Source organism: Enterobacter cloacae complex sp. BZL2005, from assembly GCF_049238885.1.
Lineage (GTDB): Bacteria > Pseudomonadota > Gammaproteobacteria > Enterobacterales > Enterobacteriaceae > Enterobacter > Enterobacter roggenkampii.
Genome location: NZ_JBMKGI010000007.1, coordinates 68226 through 90469 on the forward strand (window position 1 = coordinate 68226; position 22244 = coordinate 90469).

The 22244-nt window shown below is 61.3% G+C and carries 22 protein-coding genes; 11 read left to right on the forward strand and 11 right to left on the reverse strand.

Annotated elements, in window-relative coordinates; translation table 11 throughout:
• Positions 1 to 7: 7 nt before the first annotated feature.
• The 7 genes from srlA to gutQ all read left to right on the forward strand — a co-directional run bounded on the left by srlA (position 8) and on the right by gutQ (position 4942).
• Positions 8 to 571, forward strand: a complete 564-nt coding sequence (srlA, locus tag ACOTXI_RS14095) for a PTS glucitol/sorbitol transporter subunit IIC (protein ID WP_003862164.1) — start codon at positions 8 to 10, stop codon at positions 569 to 571.
• Positions 568 to 1527 carry a PTS glucitol/sorbitol transporter subunit IIB gene (gene srlE, locus ACOTXI_RS14100; RefSeq protein WP_058653924.1) on the forward strand — a complete coding sequence of 320 codons (960 nt, stop codon included), beginning with the start codon at positions 568 to 570 and terminating at the stop codon, positions 1525 to 1527. Before srlA ends, srlE begins: the two co-directional genes overlap by 4 nt.
• Positions 1528 to 1539: 12 nt before the next feature.
• Positions 1540 to 1902, forward strand: a complete 363-nt coding sequence (srlB, locus tag ACOTXI_RS14105) for a PTS glucitol/sorbitol transporter subunit IIA (RefSeq protein WP_047072071.1) — start codon at positions 1540 to 1542, stop codon at positions 1900 to 1902.
• A 14-nt stretch (positions 1903 to 1916) separates the two neighbouring features.
• A complete protein-coding gene (srlD, locus tag ACOTXI_RS14110; RefSeq protein ID WP_058653925.1) occupies positions 1917 to 2696 on the forward strand; it encodes a sorbitol-6-phosphate dehydrogenase in 780 nt (259 codons plus the stop codon).
• 91 nt (positions 2697 to 2787) lie between these two features.
• Positions 2788 to 3147, forward strand: coding sequence for a transcriptional regulator GutM (gene gutM / locus ACOTXI_RS14115; protein ID WP_032653148.1), 360 nt, complete (start codon positions 2788 to 2790; stop codon positions 3145 to 3147).
• A gap of 63 nt (positions 3148 to 3210) precedes the next feature.
• A complete protein-coding gene (gene srlR / locus ACOTXI_RS14120) occupies positions 3211 to 3984 on the forward strand; it encodes a glucitol operon DNA-binding transcriptional repressor SrlR (RefSeq protein WP_008499558.1) in 774 nt (257 codons plus the stop codon).
• Positions 3977 to 4942 carry an arabinose-5-phosphate isomerase GutQ gene (gene gutQ, locus ACOTXI_RS14125; protein ID WP_008499559.1) on the forward strand — a complete coding sequence of 322 codons (966 nt, stop codon included), beginning with the start codon at positions 3977 to 3979 and terminating at the stop codon, positions 4940 to 4942. The genes srlR and gutQ overlap by 8 nt, the downstream gene beginning before the upstream one ends.
• Here the strand turns inward: gutQ and norR are convergent.
• Positions 4939 to 6450, reverse strand: a complete 1512-nt coding sequence (norR, locus tag ACOTXI_RS14130) for a nitric oxide reductase transcriptional regulator NorR (protein WP_058653926.1) — start codon at positions 6448 to 6450, stop codon at positions 4939 to 4941. The two genes, gutQ and norR, sit on opposite strands and share 4 nt — an antisense overlap.
• A 188-nt stretch (positions 6451 to 6638) precedes the next feature.
• On the opposite strand from norR, the gene norV reads away from it, so the two are divergent.
• Both norV and norW read left to right on the forward strand, forming a co-directional pair.
• Complete coding sequence (norV, locus tag ACOTXI_RS14135; protein ID WP_008499561.1) at positions 6639 to 8081, forward strand: anaerobic nitric oxide reductase flavorubredoxin; 1443 nt, start codon at positions 6639 to 6641, stop codon at positions 8079 to 8081.
• Positions 8078 to 9211 carry an NADH:flavorubredoxin reductase NorW gene (norW, locus tag ACOTXI_RS14140; RefSeq protein WP_008499562.1) on the forward strand — a complete coding sequence of 378 codons (1134 nt, stop codon included), beginning with the start codon at positions 8078 to 8080 and terminating at the stop codon, positions 9209 to 9211. The genes norV and norW overlap by 4 nt, the downstream gene beginning before the upstream one ends.
• Before the next feature lie 81 nt (positions 9212 to 9292).
• Here norW and ACOTXI_RS14145 read toward each other — a convergent pair whose 3' ends face one another.
• The 4 genes from ACOTXI_RS14145 to ACOTXI_RS14160 form a co-directional block, all read right to left on the reverse strand.
• On the reverse strand, positions 9293 to 10315 hold the full coding sequence (locus tag ACOTXI_RS14145; RefSeq protein ID WP_008499563.1) for a HoxN/HupN/NixA family nickel/cobalt transporter: 1023 nt from the start codon (positions 10313 to 10315) through the stop codon (positions 9293 to 9295).
• Between the two features lies 1 nt (position 10316).
• On the reverse strand, positions 10317 to 12533 hold the full coding sequence (gene hypF / locus ACOTXI_RS14150; protein ID WP_058653927.1) for a carbamoyltransferase HypF: 2217 nt from the start codon (positions 12531 to 12533) through the stop codon (positions 10317 to 10319).
• A 5-nt stretch (positions 12534 to 12538) separates the two neighbouring features.
• Positions 12539 to 13084 (reverse strand): electron transport protein HydN, encoded by a 546-nt coding sequence (gene hydN / locus ACOTXI_RS14155; protein ID WP_008499565.1) that lies wholly within the window; start codon positions 13082 to 13084, stop codon positions 12539 to 12541.
• Positions 13085 to 13218: 134 nt separating this feature from the next.
• Positions 13219 to 14232: a LacI family DNA-binding transcriptional regulator gene (locus ACOTXI_RS14160; protein WP_023325960.1), complete on the reverse strand. Its 1014-nt coding sequence runs from the start codon at positions 14230 to 14232 to the stop codon at positions 13219 to 13221.
• Between the two features lie 213 nt (positions 14233 to 14445).
• Here ACOTXI_RS14160 and ascF point away from each other — a divergent pair, with 213 nt between their 5' ends.
• Together ascF and ACOTXI_RS14170 are read left to right on the forward strand one after the other, a co-directional pair.
• The gene (gene ascF, locus ACOTXI_RS14165; RefSeq protein WP_058653928.1) at positions 14446 to 15897 is read left to right on the forward strand and encodes a PTS cellobiose/arbutin/salicin transporter subunit IIBC; all 1452 of its coding nucleotides are present in this window, start codon (positions 14446 to 14448) and stop codon (positions 15895 to 15897) included.
• 18 nt (positions 15898 to 15915) lie between these two features.
• The gene (locus ACOTXI_RS14170; RefSeq protein ID WP_045408569.1) at positions 15916 to 17340 is read left to right on the forward strand and encodes a 6-phospho-beta-glucosidase; all 1425 of its coding nucleotides are present in this window, start codon (positions 15916 to 15918) and stop codon (positions 17338 to 17340) included.
• An 81-nt stretch (positions 17341 to 17421) separates the two neighbouring features.
• Here ACOTXI_RS14170 and hycI read toward each other — a convergent pair whose 3' ends face one another.
• The 6 genes from hycI to ACOTXI_RS14200 are packed head-to-tail and all read right to left on the reverse strand — an operon-like array spanning position 17422 to position 22244.
• Complete coding sequence (gene hycI / locus ACOTXI_RS14175) at positions 17422 to 17877, reverse strand: hydrogenase maturation peptidase HycI (protein WP_008499570.1); 456 nt, start codon at positions 17875 to 17877, stop codon at positions 17422 to 17424.
• Positions 17870 to 18280: a formate hydrogenlyase maturation HycH family protein gene (locus ACOTXI_RS14180; RefSeq protein ID WP_008499571.1), complete on the reverse strand. Its 411-nt coding sequence runs from the start codon at positions 18278 to 18280 to the stop codon at positions 17870 to 17872. The genes hycI and ACOTXI_RS14180 overlap by 8 nt, the downstream gene beginning before the upstream one ends.
• Positions 18277 to 19044 carry an NADH-quinone oxidoreductase subunit B family protein gene (locus tag ACOTXI_RS14185; protein WP_058653929.1) on the reverse strand — a complete coding sequence of 256 codons (768 nt, stop codon included), beginning with the start codon at positions 19042 to 19044 and terminating at the stop codon, positions 18277 to 18279. Before ACOTXI_RS14185 ends, ACOTXI_RS14180 begins: the two co-directional genes overlap by 4 nt.
• Positions 19044 to 19586: a formate hydrogenlyase complex iron-sulfur subunit gene (locus ACOTXI_RS14190; protein WP_025912383.1), complete on the reverse strand. Its 543-nt coding sequence runs from the start codon at positions 19584 to 19586 to the stop codon at positions 19044 to 19046. The genes ACOTXI_RS14185 and ACOTXI_RS14190 overlap by 1 nt, the downstream gene beginning before the upstream one ends.
• Before the next feature lie 9 nt (positions 19587 to 19595).
• A complete protein-coding gene (gene hycE, locus ACOTXI_RS14195) occupies positions 19596 to 21305 on the reverse strand; it encodes a formate hydrogenlyase subunit HycE (RefSeq protein ID WP_058653930.1) in 1710 nt (569 codons plus the stop codon).
• A 15-nt stretch (positions 21306 to 21320) separates the two neighbouring features.
• A complete protein-coding gene (locus tag ACOTXI_RS14200) occupies positions 21321 to 22244 on the reverse strand; it encodes a respiratory chain complex I subunit 1 family protein (protein ID WP_023294425.1) in 924 nt (307 codons plus the stop codon).

Consider the following 22244-nt stretch of genomic DNA (forward strand, 5'->3'; position numbering starts at 1 on the left):
GAGAAGAATGATAGAAACCATCACCCACGGCGCCGAGTGGTTCATCGGGCTGTTTCAGAAAGGCGGAGAAGTGTTCACCGGCATGGTGACCGGGATCCTGCCCCTGCTGATCAGCCTGCTGGTGATCATGAACGCGCTGATTAACTTTATCGGCCAGCAGCGCATTGAGCGCTTCGCCCAGCGCTGCGCCGGAAACCCGCTGTCCCGCTACCTGATACTGCCCTTTATCGGCACCTTCGTGTTCTGCAACCCGATGACCTTAAGCCTCGGCCGCTTTATGCCAGAGAAGTACAAGCCGAGTTATTACGCCGCCGCCTCCTACAGCTGCCATTCCATGAACGGCCTGTTCCCGCACATCAACCCCGGCGAACTGTTTGTCTATCTCGGGATCGCCAGCGGCCTGACCACGCTTGGCCTGCCGCTCGGCCCGCTGGCGGTGAGCTACCTGCTGGTCGGTCTGGTGACCAACTTCTTCCGCGGCTGGGTGACTGACCTCACCACCGCCATTTTCGAGAAAAAAATGGGCATCCAGCTTGAACAGAAAGTCCATCTTTCAGGAGCCACAGCATGAACCGGATCCGCATTGAGAAAGGCACGGGCGGCTGGGGCGGCCCGCTGGAGTTCGACGCCACCGAAGGCAAAAAGATTGTGTACATCACCGCGGGCACGCGCCCGGCGATCGTCGACACGTTGCGCGATCTGACCGGCTGGGAAGCGGTCGACGGCTTCAAGGAAGGCGAACCGCCGGAAGCGGAAATCGGCGTGGCGGTGATCGACTGCGGCGGCACGCTGCGCTGCGGCATCTATCCGAAGCGCCGCATTCCGACGGTAAATATTCACTCCACCGGGAAATCCGGCCCGCTGGCGCAGTACATCCTCGAAGACATTTATGTCTCAGGCGTGAAGGAAGACAACATCACCCTGGTGAAGGGGACGTCTGCGCCGCAAAAAGCGGCCCCGCGCGAGTACGACACCAGCAAGAAAATTACCGAGCAGAGCGACGGCATGCTGGCGAAGGTCGGGATGGGGATGGGGTCCGCCGTGGCGGTGCTGTTCCAGTCCGGGCGCGACACCATCGACACGGTGCTGAAGACCATTCTGCCGTTTATGGCGTTCGTCTCGGCGCTGATCGGCATCATCATGGCCTCCGGCCTGGGCGACTGGATTGCCCACGGCCTCGCCCCGCTCGCCAGCCACCCGCTCGGGCTGGTGACGCTGGCGCTGATCTGCTCCTTCCCGCTGCTGTCGCCGTTCCTCGGCCCGGGCGCGGTGATTGCCCAGGTCATCGGCGTGCTGATTGGCGTGCAGATTGGTCTGGGGAATATTCCTCCGCACCTCGCCCTGCCCGCCCTGTTTGCCATTAACGCCCAGGCAGCGTGCGACTTTATCCCCGTGGGGCTGTCGCTGGCGGAAGCACGCCAGGACACCGTGCGCGTGGGCGTGCCGTCCGTGCTGGTCAGCCGCTTCCTGACGGGGGCACCGACGGTGCTGATTGCCTGGTTTGTCTCCGGCTTTATTTATCAATAAGAGGTTCCTGCCATGACCGTGATTTACCAGACCACCATTACCCGCATCGGCCAGAGCGCGGCGGATGCGCTGAGCGACCAGATGCTGATCACCTTTCGCGAAGGGGCGCCTGCGGATATCGAAGAGTTTTGCTTTATCCATTGCCACGGCGAGTTAAACGGTGAGCTAAAGGCCGGGAGCCAGCTACAGCTGGGCGAGGCGCGCTATGCCGTGACCGCCGTCGGCGACGTCGCTGAACAAAACCTGCGCGAGCTGGGCCACATCACCCTGCGTTTCGACGGCCAGCCGCAGGCGGAATATCCCGGCACGGTTCACGTAGCGGGCCCGGTTCCGCAGGCCGTTACCCCAGGCTGCACGTTAAAATTTGTTGCGTAATTAAGGAGATAGACATGAGTCAGGTTGCCGTTGTCATTGGTGGGGGACAAACCTTAGGCGAGTTCCTCAGCCGTGGGCTTGCCGCTGAGGGTTACCGCGTGGCGGTAGTGGATATTCAGAGTGAAAAGGCCGCCCGCGTGGCGGACACCATCAACACCGAGTTTGGCGAAGGAATGGCGTACGGGTTTGGCGCCGACGCCACCAGCGAGCAGAGCGTGATGGCGCTCGCCCGCGGCGTGGACGACATTTTTGGGCGTACCGACCTGCTGGTTTACAGCGCCGGTATTGCGAAAGCGGCCTTTATCAGCGACTTCGAGCTGGGGGATTTTGACCGCTCGCTGCAGGTCAATCTGGTGGGCTATTTCCTCTGCGCCCGCGAGTTTTCCCGTCTGATGATCCGCGACGGCATTCAGGGGCGCATCATTCAGATCAACTCAAAATCGGGGAAAGTGGGCAGCAAGCACAACTCCGGCTACAGCGCGGCGAAGTTTGGCGGCGTGGGGCTGACGCAGTCTCTGGCGCTGGATCTGGCCGAATACGGCATTACCGTCCACTCGCTGATGCTGGGCAATCTGCTGAAATCGCCGATGTTCCAGTCCCTACTGCCGCAGTACGCCACCAAGCTCGGTATTAAAGCGGAAGAAGTGGAGCAGTACTACATCGATAAAGTGCCGCTCAAGCGCGGGTGCGACTATCAGGACGTGCTGAACATGCTGCTGTTTTACGCCAGCCCGAAAGCCTCGTACTGCACCGGACAGTCGATTAACGTCACCGGTGGGCAGGTGATGTTCTGAGTTCATTCCCCGGTGGCGCTGCGCTTACCGGGGCTACAATCCCCGTAGGCCGGGTAAGGCGCAGCCGCCACCCGGCAATTAAGGAGCCGATATGGTCACCGCACTCATTACCGTCGCCGCCCTCGCCTGGATCTGCCAGATGGCGTTTGGCGGCTGGCAAATCCATCGGTTTAACCGCGCGTTTGACGCCCTGTGCCAGAAAGGCCGCGTGGGCGTCGGGCGTTCCGGTGGACGTTTCAAGCCGCGGGTCGTCGTGGCTGTTGCGCTGGATGAAAACAACAAGGTCTGCGATTCCCTCATCATGCGCGGCATGACCGTCTTTGCCCGTCCGGTGAAAATCCAGGCAATCAACGGCATTTCGCTGCAGGAATTGCAGCCCGATGTGATCTTTCCCCATGATCCACTTTGTCAGAATGCACTATCATTAGCGCTTAATCTGAAACATGGATAATTTCGTTGTGAAAGATATAGACTTGCGAAATTATCATTTCGCAACCTAAGGAACGAAGCGCCTATGAAACCTCGTCAGCGGCAGGCGGCCATTCTTGAGCATCTGCAAAAACAGGGAAAATGCTCGGTGGAGGATCTGGCCCACTACTTTGACACCACCGGCACGACGATACGCAAGGACCTCGTATTGCTCGAAAACTCTGGCGCCGTCATTCGAACCTACGGCGGCGTGGTGCTCAATAAAGACGAAGCGGACCCGCCTATCGACCACAAAACGCTGATCAATACCCACCAGAAAGCGCTGATTGCCGAAGCCGCCGTAAAATTTATCCACGATGGCGACTCGATCATTCTGGATGCAGGCAGTACCGTCCTGCAGATGATCCCCCTGCTCAGCCGCTTTAACAACATCACGGTGATGACCAACAGCCTGCACATCGTCAACGCCCTGTCGGAGAACGACTGCGAGCAGACCATCCTGATGCCCGGCGGCACCTTCCGTAAAAAATCCGCGTCGTTCCACGGGCAGCTGGCGGAGAACGCCTTCGACCACTTCAGCTTCGATAAACTGTTTATGGGTACCGACGGCATCGACCTGAACGCGGGCGTCACGACGTTTAACGAGGTGTTCAGCGTCAGTAAAGCCATGTGCAACGCCGCGCGGGAAGTGATTTTGATGGCAGACTCGTCGAAGTTTGGCCGCAAAAGCCCCAACATTGTCTGTAGCCTTGAAAGCGTTGATAAGCTGATTACCGACGCGGGTATCGATCCGGCGTTCAAAAAAGCGCTGGAAGAGAAAGGCATCGACGTGATCGTAACCGGAGAGAGAGATGAGTGATTTTCTGTTAGAAACGGGCCGCCAGACGCTGATGCTGGAGCTGCAGGAAGCCAGCCGCCTGCCGGAACGTCTGGGCGAGGATTTTGTCCGCGCGGCCAACACCATTATCCACTGCGAAGGCAAAGTGATCGTGGCGGGCATCGGTAAATCCGGCCATATCGGCAAAAAGATTGCCGCGACGCTGGCCAGCACCGGCACCCCGGCCTTCTTCGTGCACCCTGCCGAAGCGCTGCACGGCGATCTGGGAATGATTGAGAGCCGCGACGTGATGCTGTTTATCTCCTACTCCGGTTCGGCGAAAGAGCTGGATCTCATTATTCCACGTCTGCAGGAAAAATCGGTCGCCCTGCTGGCGATGACCGGGAAATCCCGCTCGCCCCTGGCGCTGGCCGCCAAGGCAACGCTGGATATTTCCGTTGAGCGTGAAGCCTGTCCGATGCACCTCGCCCCCACCTCCAGCACCGTGAATACCCTGATGATGGGCGACGCGCTGGCGATGGCGGTGATGCAGGCGCGTGGGTTTAACGAAGAAGATTTCGCCCGCTCGCATCCGGCGGGGGCGCTCGGGGCACGCCTGCTCAACAAGGTCCACCACCTGATGCGCACCGACGATGCTATTCCGCAGGTCAAACTCGATACCAGCGTCATGGACGCGATGCTGGAGCTCAGCCGCACCGGTCTGGGGCTGGTTGCGGTGTGCGATGACGACGGGTACGTCAAAGGCGTATTCACTGACGGCGACCTGCGCCGCTGGCTGGTGGGCGGTGGCAAGCTGGAAACCAAAGTGTCGGACGCCATGACCCAGGGCGGGCTGACGCTGAACGCCGAGAGCCGCGCCATTGAAGCCAAAGAGGTGCTGATGAAGCGCAAAATCACCGCCGCACCGGTGGTGGATGACACCGGCAGGCTGTGCGGTGCCATCAACCTGCAGGATTTCTATCAGGCCGGGATTATCTAACCCTTCAGCCCGAGACGCTTCGCCAGCCGGTGCAGGTTGGCGACGTCCATCTCCAGCGCCCGGGCGCACGCCGCCCAGTTGCGGTTATTCTGCTCCAGCGCGCGGGTAATCATCTGACGCTGAAACGCCTCTGTCGCGTCACGCAGATTTTCATGCGCTCTCTCTGGTACAGCCTGCGCAATAGACGCAATTTCATCATGCTGCGCAAAATGCCGGGCATGTATAACCAGTTCATCACCCGAACGCGTCGCTCGCGCCAGCACCACCGCGCGGTGAATCGCGTGTTCCAGCTCGCGCACGTTGCCCGGCCAGCCGTAGCTCAGCAGATGCGCCCTCGCCCCAGGGCTTAACACCACGCGGGAAAGCCCCATCCTGAGACGGCACTGTTCGCAGAAATAGCCCGCCAGCAGCACCACGTCGTCCCCGCGCTCGCGCAGCGGCGGCACGGTAAGCGGAAACACGCTCAGGCGGTGGAACAGGTCAGCGCGGAAGTTTCCGGCAAGCACCGCTTCACGCAGGTCGCGGTTGGTCGCCGCCAGCACGCGCACATCCACTCTCAAGCTGCGGTCATCCCCCACGCGCTGGATATCGCCGTACTGCAATACGCGCAGAAGTTTGGCCTGGAGCGACAGAGAGAGCTCGCCTATTTCATCCAGAAACAGCGTGCCGTTATCGGCCATTTCGAACTTGCCGCTGCGGTTGCTGATGGCGCCGGTAAACGCCCCTTTGACGTGACCAAACAATTCGCTTTCCGCCACGCTTTCCGGCAGCGCGGCGCAGTTGAGGTACACCAGCGGATTGACCGCGCGCGGCGACGCTTCGTGAATAGACTTCGCTACCAGCTCCTTGCCGGTGCCGGTCTCCCCGAAGATCAGCACGTTCAATTCGGACGCGGCAACAATCTCAATCTCTTTTTTGAGCTGCGCCATGCCCGGCGAGAGGCCAATCATCTCCGTGTGCGTCACCTGCTCAAACGCCGCCGGGCTGCCGGGAGAAATATTCTGACTCTCCAGCTGTTCAATCAGCAGCGCATTGTTCAGCGCCCCGGCGGCCAGGGCGGCAATCAGGCGAAGCTCCTCATCGCTGAAGGTATCGAACTGGTCCGGCGAAAGGCCGTCGAGGGTCAGCGCCCCAATCAGATTCTGCCCGGCAAACAGCGGCAGGCCAATACAGGCGTGCACCTTCAGGCTCTCCTGGCCTGGAATCAGCCCGTCATATGGGTCGGGCAGATCGCTGTCCGCCGGGAAGCGCACCACGTCACCCGCGCGGGCAATGGTCTCCAGACGCGGATGGCCTTCAAGGGTAAAGCGCCGCCCGAGCACGTCCTTCGCCAGGCCGTCGATGGCCAGGGGAATAAACTGCCGTCCTTCGTAGCGCAGCAGCGCCGAGGCGTCGCACGCCAGCACGTGGCGCAGCGTGGAGATCAGCCGCTGGAAGCGGTCCTGATGACCAATACCGGTTTGCAGTTCAATGGCGATTTTCGCCAGCACGTCTACGGAAAAGCTCATCTCTGCCTCGCTGTCATTTTGACAATGCATGTTGTCATAGTGACACTGTTTTTAATAGTCATAATGACTACCCATTTCGGATCATAAAAATATTAACCTATAAAAATCAATGTATTAAAAGTTGGCACGCGACTTGATATAAGCAAACCATCCTATTTGAAAAACGCGATATTACGCTGAGGTTTGCTATGTCTATTCTGGTTAAAAATAACATTCATTGGGTGGGTCAACGTGACTGGGAAGTGCGCGATTTCCACGGGACGGAATACAAAACGCTGCGCGGCAGCAGCTACAACAGCTATCTCATTCGTGAAGGTAAAAATGTGCTGATCGATACCGTCGATCACAAGTTCAGCCGCGAGTTCGTGCAGAACCTGCGCGGCGAAATCGATCTGAACGCCATCGACTACATCATCATCAACCACGCGGAGGAGGATCACGCCGGGGCCCTGACCGAGCTGATGTCGTATATTCCGGACACCCCGATCTACTGCACCACCAACGCCATCGACTCGATCAACGGCCACCACCACCATCCGGAGTGGAACTTCCACACCGTGAAAACCGGCGATGCGCTGGATATCGGCAACGGCAAGCAGCTGATCTTCGTGGAAACGCCGATGCTGCACTGGCCGGACAGCATGATGACCTACATGACCGGCGACGCGGTGCTGTTCAGCAACGACGCCTTCGGCCAGCACTACTGCGACGAACGCCTGTTCAATGACGAAGTGGATCAGACCGAGCTGTTCGAGCAGTGCCAGCGCTACTACGCCAATATCCTGACTCCGTTCAGCCGTCTGGTGACGCCTAAAATCACCGAGATCCTCGGCTTTAACCTGCCGGTGGAGATGATTGCCACCTCCCACGGCGTGGTGTGGCGTGAAAACCCCACCCAGATCGTGGAGCTGTACCTGAAGTGGGCGGCGGATTATCAGGAAGATCGCATCACGATCTTCTACGACACCATGTCCAACAACACCCGCATGATGGCGGACGCCATTGCCCAGGGCATCAACGAAGTGGACCCGAACGTGGCGGTGAAAATCTTCAACGTGGCGCGCAGCGATAAAAACGAAATCCTCACCAACGTCTTCCGCTCCAAGGGCGTGCTGGTGGGCACCTCCACCATGAACAACGTGATGATGCCGAAGATTGCAGGTCTGGTCGAAGAGATGACCGGCCTGCGTTTTCGCAACAAGCGCGCCAGCGCCTTTGGCTCCCACGGCTGGAGCGGCGGCGCGGTCGACCGCCTTTCCACCCGTTTACAGGATGCAGGGTTTGAGATGTCGATGAGCCTGAAGGCGAAATGGCGGCCGGATATCGACGCCCTGGAAATCTGCCGCCAGCACGGCCGCGACATCGCCCGTCAGTGGGCGCTCGCACCGCTGCCGGAAACCGCCCCCGCCGCGGCGGTTGCGCCGGAAGCCGTAGCTGAAGCCGCCGCTGCCGACCTCGGTCCTTGCATGCAGTGCAGCGTGTGCCAGTGGATTTACGACCCGGAACGGGGCGAGCCGCTGCAGGATGTCGCCCCGGGCACGCCGTGGAGCGAGGTGCCGGACAATTTCCTCTGCCCGGAATGTTCCCTCGGGAAAGACGTCTTTGATGAACTGGCAACGGAGGCAAAATGAGCCACGGTATCGTCATTATCGGCTCGGGCTTTGCTGCCCGCCAGCTGGTGAAAAATATCCGCAAGCAGGACGCTAACGTGCCGCTGACGCTGATCGCCGCCGACAGCATGGACGAGTACAACAAGCCTGATTTAAGCCACGTCATTAGCCAGAACCAGCGCGCCGACGATCTCACCCGCCAGACGGCGGGGGTGTTCGCAGAACAGTTTAACCTGCGTCTGTTTCCGTACACCTGGGTCACCGATATCGACGCCAACGCCCGTCTGGTGAAAGCGAAAGATAAAACCTGGCAGTACGACAAGCTGGTGCTGGCCACGGGTGCCTCCGCGTTTGTGCCGCCGGTTGAGGGCCGCGAGCTGATGGTCACGCTCAACAGCCAGCAGGCGTATCAGGCGAGCGAAACGGAGCTTCGCGACGCCACGCGAGTGATGATTGTCGGCGGCGGGCTGATCGGCACCGAGCTGGCGATGGATTTCTGCCGTGCGGGTAAATCCGTCACCCTGGTCGACCACGCGGCGAGCATTCTGTCAGCGCTGATGCCCGCGGAAGTGAGCAGTCGCTTACAGCATCGTCTGACCGACATGGGCGTGCATCTGCTGCTGAAATCGCAGCTGCAGAGCCTGAGCAAAACCGGCAGCGGCATACGTGCGACGCTCGACCGCAGCCGCAGCGTGGAGGTGGATGTGGTGATTGCGGCGACGGGGTTGCGCCCGGAAACGGCGCTGGCGCACCGCGCAGGCGCCGAAATCAACCGCGGCGTGAAGGTAGACTGCTATCTGCAAACCACCCAGCCGGACATGTATGCCCTGGGCGACTGCGCGGAAATTAACGGCCAGGTGCTGCCGTTCCTGCAACCGATTCAGTTAAGCGCCATGTGCCTGGCGAAAAACCTGCTCGGCGGCAACGCCCCGGTGAAATTACCCGCCATGCTGGTCAAAGTGAAAACGCCGGAATTACCGCTGCATCTCGCAGGCGAAACGCAGCGTCAGGATCTGGACTGGCAGATTGCCCTTTCGCCGCAGGGCATGGTGGCGCGCGGCACCGATACCGACGGTCAGATGCGCGCCTTTGTCGTCAGTGAGGACAGAATGAAGGAGGCCTTCGCCCTGCTGAAATCGCTCCCTGCTTAACCCTCGTATTGCCGGGTGGCGCTGCGCTTACCCGGCCTACATGCAGACCCGTGAAAGCGTAGCGCCACCGGACTGGGTCGTTCAGGAACGTACCACCAGCGCGTCGTAGCCGCGCCAGCGGTAATTCGCCATGGCGATCAGCCAGCAGGCGACAAACAGACCCACGACGACAAATCCGGCGTTGCCCAGATTGTCGTTCACCGCGCCAATCAGATCCCAGAGGCCGCCGCTGAGGGCAAATTTATCCATCAGCAGACCCAGCGCTTCCAGCCCGCCGATAAACAGCGCCACCACCACGGAGGTGCCGGTGATGGTCATGTTGTAGTAAAGCTTGCGCTGCGGTTTGTTAAACGCCCAGCCGTAGGCACCCACCATCAGCAGGTTGTCGAGGGTATCCACCAGCGCCATGCCGCTGGCGAAGAGTGCCGGGAAGATCATGATTGACCACACCGACATTCCGCTGGACGCGCTGGCGGCAGAGATCCCCAGCACGCCGATCTCGGTGGCCGTGTCAAAGCCGAGACCAAACAGGAAACCGACCAGGTACATCTGCCAGCTTTTATTGACGAGGCGGAAGGTCTTGCCGAACAGCCAGTTCATCACCCCGCCCTGAGCCGGTAGCGTGATGTCGTCCTGCACCGGCCTGCCGCGTTTTAGCGCCTGAAAATTGCGCCAGACGCCGCGCAGGATCACCATATTCACCAGCGCCATCGCCAGCAGGAAGGTCGCGGAAACGGCGGTACCAATCAGGCTGCCGGTTTCGTGGAACCACGCCATGTTCTTCTGAAACGCCGTGGCGGTAGCGGCGATGGCAATGGAGGCCAGCACCACGATAGTAGAGTGGCCCAGCGAGAACCACGCCCCCACGCCAGAGGGGCGTTTGCCCTGCTGCATCATCTTACGCGTCACGGTATCAATGGCGGCAATGTGGTCAGCGTCCACCGCGTGACGCAGTCCGTAGCACCACGCCAGCAGGCTTGCCGCCATCAGCGCCGTGCTGCCGCTAAAGGTGTGCCATGCCCATCCCCAGGCCAGCAGGTTTGCCATTACCAGAGCCAGCAGCAGAAGCGCGGCGCGAGGTTCATTGCGTAACAGTCGTAACATTTTAAGTCCTTTGTAAACATGACCGGGCTGCGGCGACCACCGCCTGCCCGAAGGAGATCGCTCCGTCACCTGCGGGCAGGCGCGAAGGAAAAAGAAGCGTAAAATCAGAAAGATAATGACGCAGACGCGCGCGCAGCAGACGGTTGTGCAATACCCCACCGCTGAGGCAGATTGTCGACAGCGACAGGCGCCGGGCGTGAAACGCGGCGAGCTCCGCCAGCCCTTTTGCCAGCGCGTCGTGAAACGCCCAGGCGCGCGCGCAGGGCTCCGCCTGCCAGCTCAGCCACTGCTGCCAGAAAAGCGCGAGGTTATCCGCGTCCAGCGTCACCGGATGGTCGACACCCGCGCACTGCGATGCCAGGGCTTCCAGCCGGCAGGCGGCCTCACCTTCCCAGGATTGGGTTTCGATACCCAGCGCGCAGGCGACTGCATCAAACAGGCGACCGCAGGACGAGGCCCGCGGCGCGTTGAGGCCACGCTGGATCGCCGTCGCCAGCAGCGGCCAGTTCTGGCGCTGAACCGCATGGGTTTCCGGATGTTGCTGCCAGTCGGGCACAAACGCCAGGCAGTGGGCGAGCAGATTGCGCCACGGCTGCCGCGCCGCCAGATCGCCACCCGGCAGCGCAACGGCAGGCAGGCCACCCAGATGCGCGTATTCGAGATAGCTGACCCGCAGGCACTCTCCACCCCACAGCGCGCCGTTTTCCCCCATGCCGATCCCGTCCAGCGTCAGGGCGATAACGTCTCCGCCCTCGCGCGGCCAGCCGTTTTCGGCCAGGCACGCCGCGGCGTGAGCGTGATGGTGGTGTACCTCTTCAAGGGGCAACGCCTGCGCCTGCGCCCACTGGCGAGCGCGGTATCCCGGATGGGCATCGCACACCACGCGCGTCGGCTGAAAGGCGTAAATGTCCTGCATCACCGACAGCGCGGAACGCCACTGCGCTTCCACACCCTCGTCACCGAGATCGCCAAAATGCTGGCTCAGCACCGCCTGGTTCCCACGCACCAGGCAGAAGGTGTTTTTCATCTCCGCCCCGGTGCACAGCATGGCGGGGATATTGTCGAACCCGGCAGGCAGCGTGATGGCATCGGGCACAAAACCGCGCGCGCGGCGCAGCATCGCACCGTCCCGATCCATCACCGAATCGTCCATCCGCTGCAGGATATCGCGGTTATGCAGCAGGAAGCCGTCCGCGATGCCGCTGAGCTCATCCAGCGCCTGCCGGTTGGTGACGACAGGCGGTCTGCCGCTGAGGTTGCCGGAGGTCATCACCAGCGGGCGCTGACTGTCCATCATCAGAAGATGCTGCAGCGGGTTCGCAGGAAGCATGATGCCCACGGTATCCAGACCGGGCGCGATACCTTCCGGGAGCGCGGGCAGCCAGGCTTTTGGCGTGAGCACAATGGGTGCGGCGGGTGAGCGTAGCAGCGCCTGAACCGTCTCCGGCAGGTCATCCGCATGCGGGATCATTACCGCCAGCGGCTTCGACGGGCGCTGCTTGCGTGACCGAAGCGTCGCAACCGCCTCCGGGTTACGCGCATCGCAGACGAGGTGAAAGCCGCCCAGCCCTTTAACCGCAACAATACCGCCGCTTTTCAGCATCGCTACCGCCGCGCGCAGCGCAGCCTCGCGCTCAGCGGTCATGTCGCCCGCACGCCACGCCAGCGCGGGTCCGCAGTCCGGGCAGGCGACCGGCTGGGCGTGAAAACGGCGGTCGGCAGGATTGCGGTACTCGGCTTCACACGGCCCGCAGAGCGGGAACGGCGCCATTGCCGTGGCCGGGCGGTCGTAGGGCATGGCGCGGATAATGGTAAACCGCGGCCCGCAGTGGGTGCAGTTGATAAACGGATAGCGATAGCGGCGTTCGCGTGGGTCGCACATCTCAGCCAGACACGCCGGGCAGGTCGCGGCATCGGGGACAATCTGGGTGTCCATCGTCCCGCCTGCGCTGTGGCGGATGGTAAAGTCCTCCGGCACGTGCGCCCAGGTAAACGGCTGCGTTTCCACGCGATCAATGCGTGCCAGCGGCGGGCAGTCCTGATGCAGCCTCGCGGTAAAGGCCCCCCCATTACCCGCGAGGCGCACCAGCACGCCCTCTCCGTCATTGCAGACGTCACCGGTCAGCTGAAGCGCCTGCGCCAGCTGCCAGACGAAGGGACGAAACCCCACGCCCTGCACCTTGCCGCGCACCCGCAGCTGAACGCCGTTGCTGCTCATACGGTTCAGAACAGCAGTGATGACGAGGTGTCGAACGCCGCGCGACGGCGCTTTTCGGCGCTCATCTGCTCAAGCTTGTCGCGATCCACGCAGACCAGCGCGTGCGTCGGGCAGGCTTCCATACAGGCCGGGCCGGCCTCACGGTGGTAGCACAGGTCGCACTTGTTGGCTTCGGCTTTCTCCGCCCGCACGCTCAGCCCCATGCCGCTGTTGCGCACCACCGGACGGACCACCACCTCCATCGCGCCATACGGGCAGGCAACCACGCAGGTTTTGCAGCCAATGCAGCGCTCCTGCATCACGTGCACAAAGCCTTTCTCGCGTTTAATCGCCCCGTTCGGGCAGACGTTGGCGCACGGTGCGTCTTCGCACTGGCGACAGATGGCGGCGGTGGAAATATTCACGCCTTTGATGACGTGGATGCGCGGCAGGAAAGTGTCAGGGGTAAGCGACGCGCAGTCCTGCTCCGCCTGATGGGAAACCACGCACGCCACTTCACAGGTACGGCAACCAATACACTTACTGGCATCGGCCATAATAAAACGGTTCATCTGCTTCTCCAGCATTACAGTTATGCGCGGAGATATTCATAAACCGTGCCAATAATTAAAACATTGATTTTATAGAACTTTAAAAATCGCAGCGGCGCTGTCATCGTCACTTATGACGATGACAGCTGTCGACATCAGCGGTGTGGGCCGTCAATAACCGAGTCGCGCAGGACAAGCTCGCCGGAGAAGGTTTGCTGATATTTAAACTCGCCGCCGTCGAGCATGAAGATCAGGCGGCTGATGGTCTCCTGAATCATCTCCGTTACCGGAATGCGTACGCTGGAGAGCGACGGCACGATGTAGGGCGCGATGGCCACATCGTCGAAACCGATCACCGACACCGCGTCCGGCGTGGCCACGCCGCTGTCGTGCAGCTGCTTCAGGGCACCGATGGCCATATCGTCATTGCTCGCCACCAGCGCCGTAAAGCGCTCACCGCGCGCAAGCAGGTCGGACACCGCCGCCGCGCCGCTGGCGGGGTTCCACTTCCCCTGCGCGATCAGCCCCTCGCGCAGCGGAATACCGTGCTGCGCCAGCGCGTCCTTGTAGCCGGAGAGACGCTCGACCCCGGTGGGGGAATCCATCGAGCCGGTGATAAAGGCGATCTCCCGATGCCCTTTCGCAATCAGCTGTGACACCGCGTCCTGGCTGGAGGCTTTATGATCGGACCAGACGCTGTGGCTGCTGTTTTTCCGCAGGCGGCGGTTGAGCACCATAATGGGCTGCTCGCACTTCTCGACGATCGCATCCATCTCATCCACGCTCAGAAAACGCGGATAGATGATCACCGCGTCGCAGCGCATATCCAGCAGATACTGGATCGCCTCGCGCTCCTCATCGGCGCTGTGCTTGCCGTCCGCGAGGATCAGCTGTCGCCCTTTCTCTTCGGTCATGCGCGCGGCGTGAAACAGCAGTTCGCTAAAGTAGACGCCGTGATAAAGGGTGTTCGTCACCACCAGGCCCAGCGTCTGGGTGCGTTTGGTCGCCAGGTTGCGCGCCAGCAAATTTGGGCGATAGCCGCTCTCTTCAATGGCCTGAAACACCCGGTCTTTGGTTTCCTGGCTGACGTAGCCATTACCCGAGAGCACCCGGGACACCGTCGCTTTCGAAACGCCTGCCCGCTTCGCCACTTCCAGCATCGTGGTCATGTTTTTTTTCCATCCGAAACTCATGCGGGCAGTGTACTGCACTGCAGAAAAATTGTCGCAGCGGCGACATCACGCTTTCGGCACCTCATTGCGACATTCATCACGAAACGAAAAAATGGTCAAAAAGCGATCTTGTTTCATTCATAAAAACTCATGATGATTATGTGGAACCGGTTTCCTACATTTCACACAACGATAACAGGATCACATCCGATGGCCAAAAATTACGCTGCGCTGGCGAACGACGTTATCAGCGCGCTGGGCGGCAAAGAGAACATCGTCGCCGTCACCCACTGCATGACGCGACTGCGTTTCGTTCTGAAAGACGAAACCCTCACCGACGCCGCGCACCTGAAAAGCATCAGCGGCGTGCTCGGCGTGGTGCGTAACGACAACCAGTGCCAGGTGATTATTGGCAATACCGTCTCTCAGGCGTACCGCGAGGTGGTAAGCCTGCTGCCCGCTGACCTGCAGCCCGCGGTGCCGGAAGGCCCGCAAAAGCTGACGTTACGCCGCATTGGCGCCGGGATCCTCGACGCGCTGATCGGCACCATGTCCCCGCTGATCCCGGCGATCATCGGCGGCTCGATGGTCAAGCTGCTGGCGATGATCCTCGAGATGACCGGCGTGCTGCCCAAAGGCGCACCGACGCTCACCATTTTGACCGTCATCGGCGACGGCGCGTTCTTCTTCCTGCCGCTGATGGTGGCGGCCTCGGCGGCGGTGAAATTCAAAACCAACATGTCGCTGGCGATAGCCATTGCGGGCGTGCTGGTGCACCCGAGCTTTATCGAGCTGATGGCGAAAGCCGCGCAGGGCGAGCACGTTGAGTTCGCCTTTATCCCGGTGACGGCGGTGAAATACACCTACACCGTCATCCCCGCGCTGGTGATGACCTGGTGCCTGTCGTACATCGAACGCTGGGTGGATCGCATCACCCCGGCGGTGACGAAAAACTTCCTCAAGCCGATGCTGATCGTGCTGATTGCCGCCCCGCTCGCCATCGTGCTGATTGGCCCGCTGGGGATCTGGATCGGTAGCGCCATCTCCGCGCTGGTCTACACCATTCACGGCTACCTGGGCTGGCTCTCCGTGGCGATCATGGGCGCATTGTGGCCGCTGCTGGTGATGACCGGGATGCACCGCGTCTTTACGCCGACCATCATTCAGACCATTGCCGAAACGGGCAAGGAAGGGATGGTGATGCCGTCGGAAATTGGCGCCAACCTGTCGCTCGGCGGTTCGTCGCTGGCGGTGGCGTGGAAAACGAAAAACCCGGAGCTGCGCCAGACGGCGCTGGCGGCGGCGGCCTCCGCCATCATGGCGGGGATCTCTGAACCAGCCCTGTACGGCGTCGCGATCCGTCTGAAACGCCCGCTGATTGCCAGCCTGATCAGCGGCTTTATCTGCGGCGCGGTGGCCGGTATCGCGGGTCTTGCCAGCCATTCGATGGCGGCACCGGGGCTGTTTACCAGCGTGCAGTTCTTCGACCCGGCCAACCCGATGACCATCGTCTGGGTGTTTGGCGTGATGGGTCTGGCAGTGGTGCTGTCGTTTATTCTGACCCTGATACTGGGCTTTGAGGATATTCCGGTCGAAGACGAGGCTGAAAAAGCGCGCGCCCTGCAGACCGCACCGGTACAGAACAACGCAGCAAAAGCATAAATTGAAAGCGAGGTAAGAATGTCTGTTTTTCCACAAGGATTTTTATGGGGCGGCGCGCTTGCCGCCAACCAGAGCGAAGGGGCGTACCGTGAAGGCGGCAAAGGGCTGACGACGGTCGATATGATCCCCCACGGCGCGAATCGCCTGGCAGTGAAGCTCGGTAAGGAAAAGCGTTTCTCGCTGCGTGACGACGAGTTCTACCCGAGCCACGAGGCGATTGATTTTTACCATCGCTATAAAGAGGACATCGCCCTGATGGCGGAGATGGGCTTTACGGTGTTCCGCACCTCGATCGCCTGGAGCCGCCTCTATCCGAACGGCGACGAGCCGCTGCCGAACAAAGAAGGCATTGCCTTTTACCGCGCGGTGTTCGAGGAGTGCAAAAAGTACAACATCGAGCCGCTGGTGACCCTCTGCCACTTTGACGTGCCGATGCACCTGGTGACGGAGTACGGCTCCTGGCGCAACCGCAAGATGGTCGATTTCTTCGCCCGCTACGCCCGCACCTGCTTTGAAGAATTTAACGGGCTGGTGAAATACTGGCTGACCTTCAACGAAATCAACATCATGCTGCACAGCCCGTTCTCCGGGGCGGGACTGGTGTTTGAGGAAGGCGAAAACGAAGACCAGGTGAAATACCAGGCCGCGCACCACGAGCTGGTGGCGAGCGCGCTGGCGACCAAAATTGCCCACGAGGTAAACCCGGAAAACCAGGTCGGCTGCATGCTGGCGGGCGGTAACTTCTACCCCTACTCCTGCAAGCCGGAAGACGTGTGGATGGCGCTGGAGAAAGACCGCGAGAACCTGTTCTTTATCGACGTGCAGGCGCGCGGCCGCTATCCGGCCTATTCTGCCCGCGTGTTCCGCGAGAAAGGCGTCGTGATTGTGAAAGACCCGGGCGATGACGAACTGCTGAAAAATACCGTCGATTTTGTCTCGTTTAGCTACTACGCCTCGCGCTGCGCCTCGGCGGATATGAACGCGGGCAACACCAGCGCGGCGAACATCGTGAAGTCCCTGCGCAACCCGCACATCCAGGTAAGCGAATGGGGCTGGGGCATCGACCCGCTCGGCCTGCGCATCACCATGAACATGATGTACGACCGCTACCAGAAGCCGCTGTTCCTGGTGGAAAACGGCCTCGGCGCGAAGGACGTCATCGATGAAAACGGCGAGATCAACGACGACTACCGCATCAGCTACCTGCGCGAGCACATCCGCGCGATGGGCGACGCGATTGAGGACGGCGTACCGCTGATGGGCTACACCACCTGGGGCTGCATTGACCTTGTCTCGGCCTCAACCGGGGAGATGAGCAAGCGTTACGGGTTTGTGTACGTCGACCGCGACGACGCCGGGAACGGCACGCTGGAACGGAAACGCAAGAAATCGTTCGGATGGTATAAGAAGGTGATTGCGAGTAACGGGGCGGATCTCGAGTAGCCTGTTTTGCCGGGTGGCGGCTTCGCCTTACCCGGCCTACAAAACCGTAGGCCCGGTAAGCGTAGCGCCACCGGGGGCTGCTCAGAGCTGAGAAAACCCTCCGTTCCCAACCCATCCCGCTAGCCGTGAATACACCACGTCCACCGCCTCTTTCACCGGCGGCGTCATCGGGTAATAAAACCCGACAATGTCCGGCTGAATGCCCAAAAACAGCACCTCGCCCACGTCACCTTTGATCTGATCCACGAGGTAGTTCAGCGGCATATTGTGGGTGGTCATCATAAACATCTCGGCGATGTCGTCCGGGTCAATCAGGCGGATCTCGCCGGGGTTGAGCCCCATATCGGTGGCATCGACGATTAACAGCCTGTCCGGGCGCAGCTCGCGGATGGCCACCACGTCGTTTTCCGGCGCACTGCCGCCGTCAATCACCACCCAGTCGCCCTGCGGGTTGGCGGCACACATCTCTGCGAGCAGCGGACCCGCGCCGTCATCGCCCATCATGCTGTTGCCGACACACAGTAAAACGTCAGTCACGTAATCTCCTCACCATCAGGTAGATGGCGCTCTCCTGATGAATATCATGCAGCATGCCGAGCAGCGTTTTGCTCCACGCCTGCTGCTCCGGGGTTTGTCTGCCGAGCGCCGCGTCAAAGGCGTTGGCGAGCATGGCAATGTGGTTCACATCGATCACGATCTCGCCGTACTTCGGCACGCCTTCCATTTTGCGCCGCGCCGTGCTGCCCTCCTCCAGCGTGGCAATCCACGCCAGGTATTCGGGCCAGGGGCAGCTCAGCGCGGCCTCCAGGCAGTCAATCACCCCGAGGTGATGCCCAATCGCCAGGCTGTAATAGACCACCTGCTGCGCCGCATCCGGCGTGGCATCGTTCTCATCAATAAACTTACGGCTCAGCTGACTGAACACCACCGTTTCACTCATCGGATACGCGCCTCGTCGACGATGCTGTTCAGGTTCGCCACAATCTCATTGAGGCGCGGATCGTTTTCCGCCTCCAGCCAGCGTGCCACCTGGTAGTCGCCCTGGCTCAGCAGGCGCAGATAATCATCGGCAATCTGGCGCCCGTAGCGGTACCCCGCCAGCCTGCGCGCCGTGCGGTCAACCTTCACCCGCAGCGGCTGCACCATGTCCGGGTGCAGAATGGCCGCCGGCTGGTTGTCGAGTTCGCCCGGCTCGCGAGCGTGGATTTTCTGCTCCAGCAGGCCGAGCGCCATCGCAAAGCCGTACAGCGTGGCGGCAGGCGTCGGCGGGCAGCCCGGGATGTAGACGTCCACCGGCACGATTTTGTCGGTGCCGCCCCAGACGCAGTAGAGGTCATGGAAGATGCCGCCGCTGTTGCCGCAGGCGCCGTACGAGATGCAGATTTTCGGGTCCGGCGCGGACTGCCAGGCGCGCAGCGCGGGCGAGCGCATGGCGCGGGTGACGGCCCCGGTGAACAGCAGGATGTCCGCATGACGCGGGGACGGCACCACCTTGATGCCGAAGCGCTCGGCGTCAAACAGCGGCGACAGCGTAGCGAAGATCTCAATCTCGCAGCCGTTGCAGCCGCCGCAGTCCACGCGGTAGACGTAGGCCGAGCGTTTGATTTTTTTCAGCAGCGACGCCTTCATGCTGGCGATGGATTCGTCCACCGTCATCGGCACCGGAATGCCGTTTGCGTCGCGCGGGCCCAGTAGGTTTTCCATCAGCTGGCCTCTCTCATGTGGCGGGTGATATCAATGCGGTCGGACGGCAGCAGGCATTTCTGACGCTTGCACGCCGGGCAGGTTTCGAAGCTTTCGCGGTGGTGTTCCGCGCGCGCGTCGCCGTTGTGCTGCAGCAGCGCGATGGCGTAGTCGATCTCTTTTTGCACGGCGAACGGGCGCTGGCAGACCCGGCAGTGGCACAGGTCAAAGCGCGACTGCTGCAGGAAATCCTCTTTCTTCCACACCGCCAGCTCGTACTCCTGAGACAGGCGAATGGCGACCGTCGGGCAGACCTCCTCACAGCGGCCGCAGAAGATGCAGCGCCCGAGGTTAAACTGCCAGGCCAGCTCGCCGGTTTTGAGATCCGTTTCCACCGTCAGGGCATTCGACGGACAGGCGTTGAGGCAGGCCGCGCAGCCGATGCACTGCTGCGGGTTGTGCTCCGGCTTGCCGCGAAAGTTTTTGTCGACCGGCATCGGCTCCAGCGGATAGCGGCTGGTCTGCGTGCCGGTTTTGATCACTTTTTTGATAAAGGTAAACATGACGAATCCTTATTTCAGCGGCGAGTTCTTACACTCGATGCTGTAGCGCTCAAGCTCTTTGTACGGCACCACCTGGCTTTTCTTCTTGCGCACGTCCACGACGGTCATGCGGTCGGTGCAGGAGTAGCACGGGTCGAGGCTGCCGATGATCAGCGGCGCGTCGGAGACCGTGTTGCCGCGCAGCATGTAGCGCAGGGTTGGCCAGTTGGCATAGGTCGCCGCACGGCAGCGCCAGCGGTAGAGCTTCTGGTTGTCGCCGGTCATGCTCCAGTGGATGTCATCCCCGCGCGGCGCTTCGGCAAAGCCGAGGGCAAAGCGGTTTGGAATGTAGGTGAAGCCCTCCACCATCAGCGGGCCGCCCGGCAGGTTGTCCAGACCGAAGTCGATCATGTTCAGCGCGGTGAACACCTCGTTGATGCGCACCTTCAGGCGGGAAATGACGTCGCAGCCCTGCTCGCTGTGCACGGTCATCGGCAGCAGGCCATAGCCGACGAACGGGTGATCGGCGCGGGTGTCGCGGGCGTGGCCGCTGGCGCGCACCATCGGGCCGACGTTGCTGAAGTCGCGGGCGATTTCCGGGTCAAGACGGCCGATGCCCACGGTGCGCTGCTCGATGTTGGGCGTGCTGAGCAGCATGTCCACCAGCTCCTGCACGTCGCGGCGCATCTGCTGCGCCAGCTGGCGGGTCTGGATCATGTCGTTTTTCAGCAGGTCGCGGCGGATCCCGCCGATCAGGTTCAGACCGTAAGTTTTGCGCGCCCCGGTGAGGATCTCCGCCATCTTCATCGACGCCTCACGCACGCGGAAGAACTGCATAAACCCGGAGTCAAAGCCGACGAAGTGGCAGGCCAGGCCGAGGTTCAGCAGGTGCGAGTGCAGGCGCTCCACCTCAAGCAGGATGGCGCGGATCATCTGCGCGCGTTCCGGCACCACGATCCCCATGCCGTTCTCTACCGAGGTGGTGTAGGCGGTGCTGTGGGCGAAGCCGCAGATGCCGCACACGCGGTCAGAAAGAAACGTCACTTCGTTGTAGCCCATGCGGGTCTCCGCCAGCTTCTCCATGCCGCGGTGGACGTAGAACAGGCGGTAGTCGGCGTCGATAATGTTTTCACCGTCAACGAACAGGCGGAAGTGGCCCGGCTCGTCAGAGGTGACGTGCAGCGGGCCGATCGGCACCACGTTATTCTTCTTGCTGCCCAGCTCGTTGATGAACTCGTAGGTTTCGCTGTCGGTAGTCGGCGCCGGACGCTGGCGGTAGTCCATGCTGTCTTTGCGCAGCGGATAGAGTTCGTCCGGCCAGTCGTCCGGCAGCACCAGACGGCGCTCGTCCGGCAGGCCAACCGGCACCAGGCCATACATATCGCGCACTTCACGCTCGCCCCAGACGGCGGCAGGCACGCGCGGCGTGACGGACGGGTATTCCGGTTTATTCGGGTCGACCTCGACGCGCACGGTGATCCAGCACTTCTCGCCCTGCTCCATCGACATCACGTAGTACACCGCGTAACTGCCGCACAGCTGGCGCTCGTCGTTACCGAACAGCACCGACAGCCAGCCGCCCTGCTGGTAGTAGAGAAACTCCACCACTTCCGGCAGATAGTTCACCTTAATGGTGACGGTGATCTGGTCTTTGGTTTGCCAGGACTCCTCCAGCACCACGCCCGGGAAAGCCTGATGCAACGCGGCGAGATACTGCTGACCTTTCTTTTCTTCAGACATAAATACTCTCTTTAATCACGCCACCAGCAAGGAGACGAACGCTAAAAATGCAAAACCAAACCCGGCCCAGGTGATGCGGGACGTTTCCACAAAACGCAGGCGCGCCATGCTGTTTTCGAACAGGGCAATGACCAGCACGCCGACCAGCAGCTTGAGGGCGGCAACCACGACGGCCAGCAGCAGACCGCCCGCGGAGAAGTGCGTCATCTGCCCCCACGGGAAGAAGACGCCGACAAACATCTGCAGCACCACCAGCTGTTTGAGGCTGATGCCCCACTTCAGCACCGCAAAGCCGTAGCCGCTGTATTCGGTGAGCGGCCCTTCCTGCAGCTCCTGCTCGGCTTCGGCCAGATCGAACGGCAGCTTGCCCATCTCGATAAACGTGGCGAACGCGCAGGCGCACAGCGCCAGCACCAGCGGAAGGGAGCGAGCAACTGGCCAGTGGTAAACGGTGTCGGTGATAAAGCTGATGTGCGTGGAACCCGCAACCTGCGCGGCGACCCACAGCCCCAGCAGCAGGATCGGCTCAACCAGCACGCCGAGCATCGCCTCGCGGCTGGCACCGATGCCGGTAAACGGGCTACCGGTGTCCAGGCCCGCAATCGCAAAGAAGAAGCGGGCGATGGCGAAGAGGTAGATAAGGGTAATCAGATCGCCAAGCACGGGCAGGGGCGAAGCCACCGTCACCACCGGCAGCGCGGTGGCGACGGTGAGCATCACGCCGACCATCACGAACGGCGTCAGGCGGAAGACCCAGCCTGCGGCATCCGGGGCCACGCTCTGGCGAGAAAGCAGCTTGAAGAGATCGCGGTACTCCTGCAGTACGCCAGGCCCACGACGGTTGTGCATCCGGGCGCGCGCCACGCGCGTGATGCCCGACAGCAGCGGCGCGGCGGCGAACAGCACCAGCGCCTGAAGAATTGCCAGTAACAGACTCAT